The organism is Chryseobacterium sp. KLBC 52 (assembly GCF_003347605.1).
GTDB lineage: Bacteria > Bacteroidota > Bacteroidia > Flavobacteriales > Weeksellaceae > Chryseobacterium.
The window spans coordinates 1-12932 of sequence record NZ_QDFZ01000004.1 but is presented as its reverse complement, the minus strand read 5'-3'; the positions used below and the strand labels follow the sequence as shown (position 1 = coordinate 12932).

Below are 12932 nucleotides of genomic sequence, written 5' to 3'. Positions count from 1 at the left end.
TGCTTAATCTTCAAGCAGCAATAAAAACAGTTTTGTATTGGAATTGGAAGAACTGTCCATTTTTGACTGGCTTCCGCTTATGGAAGTAAGGTTCTTGATATTTCCGTTCCTTTTTATTTTCCCCATAGCGTCATTCAGGTTGTTTACAATCTGAGAAACATTGGCGATGATGATAATTCTATCGGGAAGCCTTGAAGAATGATAATGAAGAATATTATTATGTGAAAGCATGATTCTGCCGTCATAAGCGATCAGATATTCACAGGTAATGAATGCGGCGTCATTAGACGGCTGTAGTTCTGAAGTATAGGTAGACTTCACAACGTTCAAAAAGTTCTGAAGTTCTTTATCCCAACAAAAAAGATTGTGGATACCTTCTATTTTGATAATTTGATTTAAAGTTTGTAGAGCCTCCGCTTCATCTGCACAATAATTAAAAAATCCCCCTGAATGCGTAAATAATTGCGCAAACTTATAGTCAAGATCCGCATTTTTCAGCGAATCCCCAAGCTTCTCCAGGCTCTGTTTGTCCTCTTCTTCAGGCTGGTTGGTAAGTTTGCTTACAATCCTCTTGAATAAATTCAACTTAATCTATTTTTAGTCAACTTTATACAAAAATAGAAAATAAATTACAATAGTGTCCAAAATATCTCCTTAAATATGAAAAAACCTGACAATTTTACAGTTGTCAGGTTTTTATGAATTTTATTTTTTAAGAATCCTAAAGCTGTGTTGGGCTTTCCGGAGCCTGTATTTCGCTTTCTTCTTCTTTTTCTTTGATCTGAGGTGTTTCCACTACTACGGGCTGATCTTTTTCAGGAATAGTATTGGTTACAGGCTTCTCTGTCAATTCAGGATCCCATGCTCTCTTTCCGAATATTTCTTCTAAGTCTTCACGGAAGATCACTTCTTTTTCCAGCAGTTTGCTGGCTAAAGCATCCAGCTTGTCTTTATTATCAGCAAGAATTCTTACTGCTCTCTCATATTGGTTTTCGATGATGGATTTGATCTCTGCATCAATCTTGGTTGCCGTTTCTTCAGAATATGGTTTTCCGAAATTGTACTCAGACTGGCCTGAACTGTCATAGTAAGAAATATTACCGATATTCGGGCTTAATCCGTAGATCGTTACCATAGCCTGAGCTCTCTTCGTTACTGTTTCCAGGTCAGAAAGTGCTCCTGTAGAGATATTGTTAAAGATTACCTGTTCTGCTGCTCTACCTCCTAATGTTGCACACATTTCGTCCAACATCTGTTCTGTAGTGGTAAGCTGTCTTTCTTCAGGAAGGTACCATGCTGCTCCCAGTGAACGTCCTCTAGGAACGATCGTCACTTTTAAAAGTGGAGATGCGTGTTCTACCAACCAGGAGATCGTAGCGTGCCCTGCTTCGTGGTAAGCCACTCTTCTTTTTTCAGAAGGTTTGATTGCCTTATTTTTCTTTTCAAGACCACCGATGATTCTGTCCACAGCATCAAGGAAATCCTGTTTTGTTACTGAAGTATGGTTGTTTCTTGCTGCGATAAGTGCTGCTTCGTTACAAACGTTAGCAATATCTGCTCCACTGAATCCGGGAGTCTGTTTGGCAAGAAACTCTCTGTCTACATTATCATCAAGTTTGATCTTTTTCAAGTGAACATCAAAGATCTGTCTTCTTTCGTGAAGCTCCGGAAGGTCTACATAAATAGATCTGTCAAAACGTCCTGCTCTCATCAAAGCTTTATCAAGGATATCCGCTCTGTTGGTTGCTGCCATTACGATAACGTTGGTATCTGTTCCGAAACCATCCATTTCAGTAAGAAGCTGGTTTAATGTATTTTCTCTTTCGTCGTTTCCGCCAGAGAAATTATTTTTCCCTCTCGCACGTCCGATAGCATCAATCTCATCAATGAAGATAATGGCCGGAGATTTCGCTTTAGCCTGAGCAAAAAGGTCTCTTACTCTGGAAGCTCCTACCCCAACAAACATTTCAACGAAATCAGAACCTGAAAGTGAGAAAAACGGAACTTTAGCTTCCCCTGCAACAGCTTTCGCCAATAAGGTTTTACCAGTTCCCGGAGGCCCTACTAAAAGAACTCCTTTAGGAATTTTACCTCCCAGTTTTGTATATTTTTCAGAGTTTTTCAAGAAATCCACAACTTCCTGAACTTCTTCTTTTGCTCCTTCCAATCCTGCAACATCTTTAAATGTTACCTGAATTCTTTCTTTTTCGTCAAAAAGCTTTGCCTTAGATTTTCCGATTGAAAAGATCTGTCCGCCAGGGCCTCCGCCACCGCCCATCTTTCTGAAAAGAAGGAAGTAGAATAATCCCAGAATAGAAATCCAAACCAATGCAGGAACTAAGATGTCCATTAATGCACTCTTACCTGTACCGTAATCTTTAGTTGTTTTAATAACCGGATTGCTGGCTTTGACCTGTTCAAATTTCTGAAGGAAAAGTTGAAGATCTCCGTATTTCACAGAAAAATCTGCTTTAGGAGCCATTTCGAAGGCAGAAAGAGGGTTGTTTTCTTTTCCGGCTTTGGAAACCATTGCCGATTTTGCTTCTTTTGTTAGGAAAACATCAGCTTTCTCTATGTCTTTGTATATAATTATATTCTGGACTTTACCCGCCTGCATTTCTCTAAAGAAACCATCTTCATCAATAGATTTTGCTGCATCACCTCCAAGGAAATTGGAGCCAAAGAATAGCAAAAGAGCTACGATTGCAATAGGAAAGAACCAGTTGAATCCTTTATTATTCATTTAGACTTTTTAAAATTTTTATTATTCATTTTCAATTCTGGTAATGACTGCGTCACCCCAAAGTTCTTCTATGTCGTAGTACTCACGTACCTGTTTCTGGAATATATGAACCACCACTGAAACATAATCCACCAAAACCCACATTGCATTTTCAGTACCTTCTACGTGCCAAGGTCTGTCCTGTAGTTCGTTTCTTACTTTCTTCTCTACACTTCCTGCCAATGCAGCTACCTGTGTATTTGAGTTTCCGCTACATATCACGAACGTTTCTGCTACTGAGTTTTCGATGTTGGAAAGATCAAAGATCATAATGTCTTCTCCTTTTACATCCTGGATAGCTTCAACGATTTTATCTATTAACGCTTGTTTTTCTGCTGTTTTATTCATTAAAAAAATACTATAATCTGCAAATTTATTGTTTTTTCTTTACTTTAACCTTACTTTTACCCTCTTAATCTCTTAAAGTTTTCTTAAATGAGCCAACTCTTCTACCTGAAAGAATGTTCTTCTACTAATGACGAAATATCAAAGTTTTTACTTTACGGAGATTCAAATTTTATAGGACTTCATACTTTTAATCAAACTAAAGGCCGTGGTCAGTATGGAAATATCTGGACTCAGACTGCCGGAAAAAATCTGGCTTATACGCTGGCAGTGAATATTCAGAACATCCTGTGCTCCGACTTTATGTTCAATTATTATACCGCAATGGTGATCCGGGATTTCCTTGCCAAATTGTCTGACTCTGAGGTGAAAATCAAATGGCCGAATGATATTATCCTTAAAGGTAAAAAAATCGTTGGAATTTTAATAGAAAAGAAAAAAATTAATCAAAATAATTATTTCATCATCGGAGCCGGGATCAACATCCTTCAGGAAGATTTTGATGAAATATCCAATGCAGGTTCACTTCTGACACAGACAGGAGTACAGTTTGACCTGGAAGATCTTGCATTCAACCTTCATGAATATTTGTCTGAAAGGCTTAAAAACATACCTTCAGATCAGGAAATTCTGGATGGATTTAATAAAAACCTTTTCAGAAAGGATCAGGTCTCAGTTTTTGAAATTGAAAAAGCGCGACAAAATGGCATCATCCGACATGCAGACGAAAAGGGTGAACTCTGGATCGAACTGGAAGACGGAATGCGTTCTTTTTACCACAAAGAAGTAAAACTCCTTTACTGATTGGCTCTCTTGATATACAAATAAAGAGTAAGCGGTAAAAACACCATATTAGGCAGCCACATGGCTACAGCCGGAGATAAACTTTTATTTTCCGAAACCACTTTTAATGCTTCGAATGAAAACACGAAAATAAAGGCTAATGAGATCCCTATGGCGAGGTTAACTCCCAATCCTCCCCTTTTCTTTTGTGATGACAGGGAGAGTGCCAGGAATGTCAGAATAATGATTGAAACAGGCATGGAAGTTCTTTGGTGAAGCTCATTCAGGTAAGAATTCAGGTTGCTGTTTCCTCTTTCTTTTTCTCTTTCGATAAATTTCAAAAGTTCAGGAGTGGTTTTATTTTGTCCCAAAAGTTCGTTAGGGAAAAGTTCTTCCGGCGAATGGCCGTAGTTTTTTCTTAATTCTATTCCGTTACCGAGTTTTTCAGTATTATCTTTATTGATTGTTTTTTCCAGATAGTTATTTAAGACAAACTGTTTTTTGGTTTTATCCCAGTATACTTCACTTGCCTTTAGCTCATAGATCATTTTTCTGTCTTTGTCATACTTCTGATAGACAAAACTAGAACCTCTTTTTTCTCTTTTATTCCATGAGTCAACGAAGATATATTCCGTTTTACTCAGCTGTGAAGAAGCAGGAGCTGTTCCTAAAATCTTTTCTTTATTGGCCGCGTTATACGTATAGGCTTCCAGTTCATTTTTCTTGATATTGGCCCACGGCAGCACCATATGATATACCACAAGAGCAATCAATCCGATAAAAATAGAGGTTACCAGATAGGGCTTGGAAAACCTGTGAAAACTGGCTCCACTACTGATAATAGCAACAATTTCTGTATTATTTGCCATTCTGGAGGTAAAATAAATCACCGAAATAAATACCAGAATGGAAAGGAAGGTCACCACAAGATTGATGATCCAGAAAGGATAAAAATGGATAAGGAAATAGGTCAGATCCAGTTTCGGATCAATGGCCTTGGCATTTTCTATCCTGGGAATCTTCTGCTGAACATCGATTACCAATACGACTATAGACAATAGCACCAACATGAAACTAAAAGTTCCAAGGTATTTTTTAATGATATATCTGTCTACAATTTTAAGCATATTTTTCTTACAGTCTTTGTCTAAGAACCGGTACTACAGAGTTTTTCCATTCGTAGAAATCTCCTGCCATAATATGTTCTCTGGCTACTTTTACCAAATCAAGATAGAAGGCAAGATTATGAATCGAAGCAATCTGTTTTGCCAGATATTCTTTAGATACAAACAGGTGGCGAAGATACGCTTTTGAATATTCACGATCTACAAAACTGGTCCCGAATTCATCCAGAGGCGAAAAATCGCGCTTCCATTTTTCATTTTTAAGGTTCATCACCCCTTGCCAGGTGAAAAGCATTGCATTTCTTGCATTTCTTGTTGGCATTACGCAATCCATCATGTCAATTCCCAATCCGATAGATTCCAGGATATTCCACGGAGTTCCTACTCCCATCAGGTATCTTGGTTTTTCTTTTGGAAGGATGTCTGTCACTTCATCAGTGATTCTGTACATTTCTTCTTCAGGCTCTCCAACAGAAAGTCCTCCGATCGCATTTCCTTCTGCTCCTGCTTCAGAAATCACTTCTGCAGAAATTTTTCTAAGATCGGAATAAGTAGATCCCTGAACAATAGGGAAAAGCCTTTGCTTATGTCCGTATAATTCAGGATTATCATTCGTCCAGTCAATACATCTTTTCAGCCAGCGGTGGGTAAGCTCCATCGATGATTTCGCCTGGTTGTAGTCACAAGGATAAGGAGTACATTCGTCAAAAGCCATGAAAATATCAGCTCCGATCTGTCTTTGAATTTCCATCGATCTTTCCGGAGAGAACATGTGATAGCTTCCGTCGATGTGAGATTTGAATCTCGCACCTTCTTCGGTCATCTTTCTGTTGCTTGCCAATGAAAACACCTGAAAACCTCCTGAATCGGTAAGAATAGGAAGATCCCAGTTCATGAATTTGTGTAAACCACCTGCATCCTGCATTGTTTCCATGCCAGGACGAAGGTATAAGTGGTAAGTATTTCCCAGAATAATCTGAGCTTTAATGTCTTCTTTTAATTCTCTCTGATGAACTGTTTTCACACTTGCTACAGTTCCCACAGGCATAAAAATAGGAGTTTGAATCTTCCCGTGATCTGTGGTAATTTCCCCTGCTCTTGCTTTTCCTTCAGAGGTTTTTTCTATATTAAAAAATTTCATCTTTATACTTGTTTATACACTGTTTTACCAGTGATTTTTTGTATCGCAGAAACTTCTGTTTCTGTGTCTATTTTACCTTACTATAGGCATTACAGCACCATTCTGTTTCAGCTTATCCTTTACATATTTATCTGCTTTGGGATCTTTTTTCAGCAGTATTTCCTGCGCATCATTGGCAATCCCATCCATTTCTTCTTTAATCACATAATATTTGAAACTGTCTACAAAATCATCCGGTTTTACCTTATGTGATTTCAAAACAGCCCTTGTCCCTGCTTCCATATTTTTGTCAGGATATACAAAAATAGCCTGATCGTTGATCGCAAGATCGGCAATGATTTCTGCCATCATCCCTTTATCGATCAGATTTTTAGGCTTATCAATATAACCATCGCACGAAAACAGGCCCAGCAAAACGAAAATAAAGAGTAGCTTTTTCATCAGTTTCATAATCTGTTGATGATTGATTTCCATTTTAAGTTCAGCACTCCGAAAACAGCTTCATGGATAATTCCACCATTCATTTTGCTTTCTCCCAGAATTCTGTTGGTAAATATAATAGGAACTTCTACAATTCTGAAACCTTTTTTAAATGCTCTGAATTTCATTTCAATCTGAAATCCATATCCCTTCAATTTCACATTGTCCAATCCTATTTCTTCCAATACTTTTCTTGAAAAGCATACAAATCCTGCTGTTGTATCATGAATTGGAAGTCCTAATACAAACCTTACATACTTGGATGCAAAATAAGAAAGCAGAACTCTTCCCATAGGCCAGTTCACTACATTCACTCCTTTTGAGTAACGGGAACCGATCGCCATATCTGCATTTTTACATGCTTCAAAAAGTTTCGGCAGATCGTTAGGATTGTGTGAAAAATCAGCATCCATCTCAAAAATATAATCGTATTTATTTTCGATGGCCCATTTAAACCCATGAATATATGCCTTTCCCAATCCGTCTTTCACGTGTCTTATTGACAAGTGCAGATAATGCGGATGTTTTTTCTGCAATTCTTTTACAATTTCTGCAGTTCCATCAGGAGAAGAATCATCTACTACCAAGATATGAAAGTCATCCTCCAATGCAAAAACCGCGGAAATAATATTTTCAATATTTTCCTTTTCGTTATATGTCGGGATGATGACGAGTTTTTTCATTTCAGTTTGCAAAGATAGTTTATTTAACCTTTTTATTTTATACAAAATAATCTATAATTTTGCAAAAATATTTCTCGGGGATTAAGCGGATGAAACAGAAACTTTTATTCAACAGATCTGAACAATACGTAAAATCGATGAGAGCAAATATTTTAACTGCAGAATCACGGATCTTGTGACAGGAAAATCTGTGCCGGGCTGTGTTATCTGAAGTTAAATAATAAATAAAAAAAACTTAAATTTTGCCATCATCACAACACTTCATCAATCACGTAAGAATACCTGAGAACAATGATTGGGTAATCTTTATCCTTGTGGGCTGTATATTTTTATATGTTTTTATGATGAACGTCATAGAAAGGGATGCCAGCCTTAAGGATTTTCTGCTTCAGAAATATTTTGATGCAAGCAACAACCTTCCCAGCTGGATCATCACGTCCTGTGTAACGACACTTACTCTGTCTGTATTAATTTCACAGTATGTTCCAATAGTACCGAAATATATTGCAGATCTTCAGCTTCTGGGGTATCAGCTTAATAAATTCGGGTATACTTTTCTGGCAGTGCTGCTTTTTTATTTAACAAAATCAACATTAGGATTTCTATTTTACCAAAGTATAGGGGATGGAAAAAAATGGACTATTTTTTATTTTACCTCCACAAAATTTTATTTCATTCTTTCATTTTTGCTAATAATTCTTTGTGTAGCCCACTATTACTTCCCGATAGACAGAAATAAAATGTTTTTATATTATTTCTGCTTCTTCGCTTTTGTATTCATTTTCAAAGTCTTTTTCTATTTATTTCACAAGAACAAGATTCTTCCCGAGAAATGGTATTATAAATTTTTGTATATTTGCACCCTCCAAATCGCACCATTATTATTGCTTTGGAAGTTGTTATTTTTTTAATAAAAGTCAATGATGAGAATAAAGTCTATATTGGTTTCTCAACCAGCGCCTAGTGAGTCTTCTCCATATCTGGATATAGCGAAGAAGGAAAAAATAAAGATTGATTTCCGTCCATTTATCCACGTCGAAGGGGTTGACAATAAAGAGCTCAGAACACAGAAAATAGATCTGACGCAGTATACCGGTATTATTTTTACCAGTAAAAATGCGATTGACCATTACTTCAGACTCGCGGAGGAATTGCGTTTTGCTGTTCCGGATACCATGAGATATATCTGCCAGTCGGAAGCAATTGCCAACTACCTTCAAAAGCATATTGTGTACAGAAAAAGAAAAATCAGCTTCGGGGAGAAAAACTTCTCAGATCTGCTTCCTCTTTTCAAAAAATTCCCAACTGAAAAATATCTGTTGCCATCTTCAGATGTTTTGAGTCCGGATATTGTAAAAACCATGGATGCATCTAATGTAGACTGGACAAGAGCAATTATGTACCGTACCGTATGCAGCGACCTTACAGATATCAATGTCAAAGATTATGACATGCTGATTTTCTTCAGTCCGCAGGGAATCAAATCGCTACAACAAAATTTCCCTGACTTCAAGCAGGATGAAACAAAGATCGGAGTTTTTGGAAACACGACTTTGGCAGCTGCAGAAGAAGCGGGTTTAAAAGTAGATTTAATGGCACCTACGAAGGAAACTCCTTCTATGACAATGGCCCTTGAAAAGTATATTAAAGTCCTTCATAAATAGGCTTTAATTATAAAAATACTACCAACCATCTTTTCAATAAAGGAAAGATGGTTTTTTTTTACCTAAATTTGAACAAAAATTAATATTGAAAGGATTTCTGCTTAAATTACTTAATTTCAGAAGAAAAAGTATAAGAACATTCTATTCAGTAAAAAAATAAAATACCCCGGATGAAAGCTCCACAGGCAAAAAAAATAGAAAAAATATTAGAAATCCACGGCGATATAAGAACCGATAATTACTTTTGGTTGAATGAAAGGGAAAACCCTGAAGTGATCCAATATATTGAGGAAGAAAATGCCTACGAAGAATTCATCATGAAAGATACGGAAGCCCTTCAGGAAGAGCTTTTCGAAGAGATGAAAGCCCGTTATAAAAAGGATGATGAATCTTTGCCCTACTTTTTTAATGAGTACTGGTATATAGTACGTTATGAAGAAGGTAAGGAATATCCTATTTTCTGCAGAAAGCACAAAAGCCTCGACAATGAGGAGGAAATTGTACTGGACGTTAATATTCTCGCAGAAGGCAAAGAGTTTTTCGAAGTAGGAAGTGTTGCCGTAAGCCCTAGCAACGAACTGGCTTCTTTTTCTTCTGATGATGTAGGAAGAAGAATTTATACGCTTAATTTTAAAAACCTAAAGACCGGAGAAATTTTACCAGATACTATTCCTAATACGACAGGAAAAGCTGTTTGGGCGAATGATAACCAGCATATTTTTTATATCAGAAAAGACAAAAGCCTTCGTGCATTTCAGGTATACAGACACAAGCTGGGAACAGATTCTGCAGAAGATATACTGATCTTCCACGAAGAAGATGATACTTTTGATGTTAATGTATTTAAGACAAAATCGTTACAATATATTTTCATTGCAAGCTCAAGCACTATTTCTGATGAACATCGTTTTATCCCTTCTGATAATGTATTTGCAGAATGGACAGTGATCCAGCCAAGAATAGATGACCTCGAATACTCGGTAGAACATTATGAGGATGAGTTTTATATCATTACCAATGCCGATGATGCGATCAATTTCAAGATTGTAAAGACAAAGATTGATAACTGCGGTATGGAAAACTGGATTGATGTTATTCCACACCGTGCAGAAGTTTTATTGGAAGGTTTTGAAATCTTTAAAGATTATCTGGTTCTTGAAGAAAGAGAAAGAGGATTACTTCAGATCAAAATCATTGATGAGAAAACGCAGGAATCTTATTACTTACCTTTCTCCGATCCTACTTATACAGCTTATATCGGGATCAATCTGGAATTTGATACAGAGATCTTACGTTACGGTTACACCTCTCTTACACAGCCAAGCTCCACTTATGAGTATAACATGAAGGACAAGACTACAAAGCTGTTGAAACAACAGGAAGTTTTGGGTGGAAAGTTCGCTCCTGAAAATTACGTTTCAGAAAGAATCTGGGCAGACTCCAGAGATGGAAAGACAAAAGTTCCTATTTCTTTAGTGTATCATAAAGATACCAAAAAGTCTGCTGACACTCCGCTTCTTCTGTATGGATATGGAAGTTACGGACACACTGTTGATGCCAGCTTTTCGAATGTAAGATTATCTTTACTGGACAGAGGTTTTATTTATGCTATTGCCCATATCCGTGGTGGAGAATATCTGGGAAGAGAATGGTATGAGGATGGAAAAATGCTGTTTAAGAAAAATACATTCTTTGATTTTATTGATGCAGGAAAATACTTAATTAAGGAAAATTATACTTCATCAAAACACATGTATGCGATGGGAGGAAGTGCCGGAGGTCTATTGGTAGGTGCTGTGGTGAATTATGAGCCTCAGTTATTCAACGGAATTGTGGCACAGGTGCCTTTTGTAGATGTTGTTTCTACGATGCTTGATGATACAATCCCTTTGACAACCGGAGAATATGATGAATGGGGAAATCCAAATGACGAGGAATATTACCATTATATGAAAGACTATTCTCCTTATGATAATGTAGAAGCTAAAGATTACCCTCACATGCTGATCACTACAGGATTCCATGATTCTCAGGTACAGTATTGGGAGCCTGCAAAATGGACAGCAAAACTGAGAGAGCTAAAAACAAACGATAATATGTTAGTATTTAAAACTGACATGAGCTCCGGACACGGAGGAGCAAGCGGAAGATTTGAATCTCTGAAGGAAGATGCGTTGGAATTCGCATTTTTATTAAAATTAGAAAATCAAAAAGAATGATTAACGAATCCGAATATTGGAAAAAAATAGAACAGTTCTTCGAAGATAATTTTCAGACTGAGAAGAATCCGCCCATTGAAACCCTTTTATTTCTGATAGGGTTACAGGAATTGGGAAGCGGCCAGCAAAAATATACGAAAGAAGACAAGGTAAATCTGATTCATATTGCAGTCTGCAGATTGCTTGAACCTTTTGGATATTATAAATTTACACACTATGAAGACGGATGGCCACAGTTTGAAAGCCTGGAAGAACTTCCGGAATTAAAGCCTAATGAGCAGACTTTGCTTATGAAAAAGGCGATTATACAATATTTTCAGGAAGAAGAGCTTTTATAAAGGCTGGGAGTTTGAAGAATGAAGCAGGAAGTTAATTCCTGTGACTAGTCCTGAAAATCTGATACAGATTATAGTACAAAAATAAATAATTAAACCAGAGTAATTTTACTATTGCTTTGGTTTTTGTTTTTATAGGTTTTCATTTTAATTTGTGACTGTTTATGCATTTGGTTTGGAGTTAGATAATGATTTGAAAAATGTGGGCGTAAATTATTGTAGATTTCGATAGATTCATTTACTATCTTTTTCCTTAAATTGTTGTTTATATCATGTTTATCAATATCAAACTCATGCTTTAAAATACCATTTATTCTCTCTGCTACTGCATTTTGATAAGGATCAGAGTTTTGTGTCATACTACATTTTAATTGATGTTTCTGTAAAAGTCTTTGATACTCATTCGAGCAGTATTGTAAACCACGATCGGAATGATGGATTAAAGATTCTCTCATACCTTTATACTTCTTTAGAGCTCTTTTTAAAGCTATAATACTACTCTGTGTATTTAAATTGTCTGCAACAAAGTGTCCCATTATTTTCTTAGAATACGCATCAGTTATTAAACTTAAATAGCTTGGATTTTTTCGGTTCCCTATATAAGTAATATCTGCAACCCATACCTGGTTGGGCTTTGTTATCTGATAGTCAAGGAGCAGGTTCTTATGCTTTCTAAAACGATGATGAGAGTTGGTTGTAATGTGATAGCTTTTGCGAGGTTCAATCAATAAATGATTAGCTTTTAAGATGGCAAAGAATTTATCTCTCCCTACCTTAATGGAGCTTAAGGATCTCTGTAAAATAAAATATAATTTCCTGCCTCCTAACCGGGGCATCTTAACACGAAGATTCTCTACCAGCTTTACTACCTCTGAAGCTTTATCTTTACAAACTTTCGTACGCTTGATACTTCTATAATAGATTTGTCTATTTAACCCTAACAATCCACAAGTAAAAATCAAAGTTTCTTTTTCTTTACTGCGGAAGTAATCGATTGTTCGGGTGGTGAGTTTTTTCGAATATCAATGTGATATTCTTTCTCAGCCAGATCAATCATCATATCAAAAAATATGGACTTCTTATCTGCAATATAAGCCTGCTTTTCTAAAAAAGCCTTTTGCTTTTCAAGAAGCCTTACCTGGGCTTCTAATTCCATAATACGTTGTTCAGGTGTTTTTTCCATGGCATAAGGTCTTTGGTTTTCCCAATCAAAGTTACCATATTTTCTCAGCCAATTTAAAATAGTACCATGAGATTGAATACCATATTTCTTACGACAACTAGTAATAGTGGATGCTCCACATTCAACTTCTTTCACGATTTGAAGTTTTAAACTTAAACTGTAATCCTTCTGTGTGCGTTTAATGTACGTGGAT

General features: G+C 36.5%; 14 protein-coding genes. 5 read left to right on the top strand and 9 right to left on the bottom strand.

Going from position 1 to position 12932, the window contains the following annotated elements; translation table 11 throughout:
* Positions 1-3: 3 nt before the first annotated feature.
* The 3 genes from DDF69_RS04945 to rsfS form a co-directional block, all read right to left on the bottom strand.
* On the bottom strand, positions 4-585 hold the full coding sequence (locus DDF69_RS04945; protein ID WP_165790439.1) for an LUD domain-containing protein: 582 nt from the start codon (positions 583-585) through the stop codon (positions 4-6).
* Positions 586-721: 136 nt separating this feature from the next.
* On the bottom strand, positions 722-2743 hold the full coding sequence (gene ftsH, locus DDF69_RS04940; protein ID WP_114819801.1) for an ATP-dependent zinc metalloprotease FtsH: 2022 nt from the start codon (positions 2741-2743) through the stop codon (positions 722-724).
* Between the two features lie 21 nt (positions 2744-2764).
* Positions 2765-3130, bottom strand: coding sequence for a ribosome silencing factor (rsfS, locus tag DDF69_RS04935; RefSeq protein ID WP_047097448.1), 366 nt, complete (start codon positions 3128-3130; stop codon positions 2765-2767).
* Positions 3131-3217: 87 nt separating this feature from the next.
* On the opposite strand from rsfS, the gene DDF69_RS04930 reads away from it, so the two are divergent.
* Positions 3218-3931 carry a biotin--[acetyl-CoA-carboxylase] ligase gene (locus DDF69_RS04930; protein ID WP_114819800.1) on the top strand — a complete coding sequence of 238 codons (714 nt, stop codon included), beginning with the start codon at positions 3218-3220 and terminating at the stop codon, positions 3929-3931.
* Here the strand turns inward: DDF69_RS04930 and DDF69_RS04925 are convergent.
* The 4 genes from DDF69_RS04925 to DDF69_RS04910 all read right to left on the bottom strand — a co-directional run bounded on the left by DDF69_RS04925 (position 3925) and on the right by DDF69_RS04910 (position 7338).
* On the bottom strand, positions 3925-5037 hold the full coding sequence (locus tag DDF69_RS04925; protein WP_114819799.1) for an LptF/LptG family permease: 1113 nt from the start codon (positions 5035-5037) through the stop codon (positions 3925-3927). The genes DDF69_RS04930 and DDF69_RS04925 overlap by 7 nt on opposite strands.
* Positions 5038-5044: 7 nt before the next feature.
* Positions 5045-6175 (bottom strand): tRNA guanosine(34) transglycosylase Tgt, encoded by a 1131-nt coding sequence (gene tgt / locus DDF69_RS04920; protein ID WP_047427159.1) that lies wholly within the window; start codon positions 6173-6175, stop codon positions 5045-5047.
* 72 nt (positions 6176-6247) lie between these two features.
* Entirely contained in the window at positions 6248-6616 is a 369-nt protein-coding gene (locus DDF69_RS04915; RefSeq protein ID WP_228411924.1) for a DUF4296 domain-containing protein, read from the bottom strand.
* Between the two features lie 5 nt (positions 6617-6621).
* Positions 6622-7338, bottom strand: a complete 717-nt coding sequence (locus DDF69_RS04910; RefSeq protein ID WP_034691591.1) for a polyprenol monophosphomannose synthase — start codon at positions 7336-7338, stop codon at positions 6622-6624.
* A 242-nt stretch (positions 7339-7580) separates the two neighbouring features.
* Here DDF69_RS04910 and DDF69_RS04905 point away from each other — a divergent pair, with 242 nt between their 5' ends.
* The 4 genes from DDF69_RS04905 (at position 7581) to DDF69_RS04890 (ending at position 11559) form a co-directional block, all read left to right on the top strand.
* Positions 7581-8249, top strand: a complete 669-nt coding sequence (locus tag DDF69_RS04905) for a DUF4271 domain-containing protein (protein ID WP_114819797.1) — start codon at positions 7581-7583, stop codon at positions 8247-8249.
* 12 nt (positions 8250-8261) lie between these two features.
* A complete protein-coding gene (locus DDF69_RS04900) occupies positions 8262-9002 on the top strand; it encodes a uroporphyrinogen-III synthase (protein ID WP_114819796.1) in 741 nt (246 codons plus the stop codon).
* Positions 9003-9172: 170 nt separating this feature from the next.
* Positions 9173-11221: a S9 family peptidase gene (locus DDF69_RS04895; protein WP_114819795.1), complete on the top strand. Its 2049-nt coding sequence runs from the start codon at positions 9173-9175 to the stop codon at positions 11219-11221.
* Positions 11218-11559 carry a hypothetical protein gene (locus DDF69_RS04890; protein WP_079240088.1) on the top strand — a complete coding sequence of 114 codons (342 nt, stop codon included), beginning with the start codon at positions 11218-11220 and terminating at the stop codon, positions 11557-11559. The genes DDF69_RS04895 and DDF69_RS04890 overlap by 4 nt, the downstream gene beginning before the upstream one ends.
* Before the next feature lie 89 nt (positions 11560-11648).
* On the opposite strand, the gene DDF69_RS04885 is transcribed toward DDF69_RS04890, so the two are convergent.
* Both DDF69_RS04885 and DDF69_RS22260 read right to left on the bottom strand, forming a co-directional pair.
* Positions 11649-12518 carry an IS3 family transposase gene (locus DDF69_RS04885; RefSeq protein ID WP_228411904.1) on the bottom strand — a complete coding sequence of 290 codons (870 nt, stop codon included), beginning with the start codon at positions 12516-12518 and terminating at the stop codon, positions 11649-11651.
* On the bottom strand, positions 12515-12932 hold a 418-nt coding region (locus DDF69_RS22260; protein WP_410494286.1), incomplete at its 5' end, for a transposase. The genes DDF69_RS04885 and DDF69_RS22260, both read right to left, overlap by 4 nt.

What these genes read in the sequence shown, in the direction of transcription:
- tgt (WP_047427159.1), bottom strand. Translation starts at nt 6,175, where the DNA reads ATGAAATTTTTTAATATAGAAAAAACCTCTGAAGGAAAAGCAAGAGCA.
- ftsH (WP_114819801.1), bottom strand. Translation starts at nt 2,743, where the DNA reads ATGAATAATAAAGGATTCAACTGGTTCTTTCCTATTGCAATCGTAGCT.
- DDF69_RS04895 (WP_114819795.1), top strand. Translation starts at nt 9,173, where the DNA reads ATGAAAGCTCCACAGGCAAAAAAAATAGAAAAAATATTAGAAATCCAC.
- rsfS (WP_047097448.1), bottom strand. Translation starts at nt 3,130, where the DNA reads ATGAATAAAACAGCAGAAAAACAAGCGTTAATAGATAAAATCGTTGAA.
- DDF69_RS04900 (WP_114819796.1), top strand. Translation starts at nt 8,262, where the DNA reads ATGAGAATAAAGTCTATATTGGTTTCTCAACCAGCGCCTAGTGAGTCT.
- DDF69_RS04890 (WP_079240088.1), top strand. Translation starts at nt 11,218, where the DNA reads ATGATTAACGAATCCGAATATTGGAAAAAAATAGAACAGTTCTTCGAA.
- DDF69_RS04910 (WP_034691591.1), bottom strand. Translation starts at nt 7,338, where the DNA reads ATGAAAAAACTCGTCATCATCCCGACATATAACGAAAAGGAAAATATT.
- DDF69_RS04925 (WP_114819799.1), bottom strand. Translation starts at nt 5,037, where the DNA reads ATGCTTAAAATTGTAGACAGATATATCATTAAAAAATACCTTGGAACT.
- DDF69_RS04915 (WP_228411924.1), bottom strand. Translation starts at nt 6,616, where the DNA reads ATGAAAAAGCTACTCTTTATTTTCGTTTTGCTGGGCCTGTTTTCGTGC.
- DDF69_RS04930 (WP_114819800.1), top strand. Translation starts at nt 3,218, where the DNA reads ATGAGCCAACTCTTCTACCTGAAAGAATGTTCTTCTACTAATGACGAA.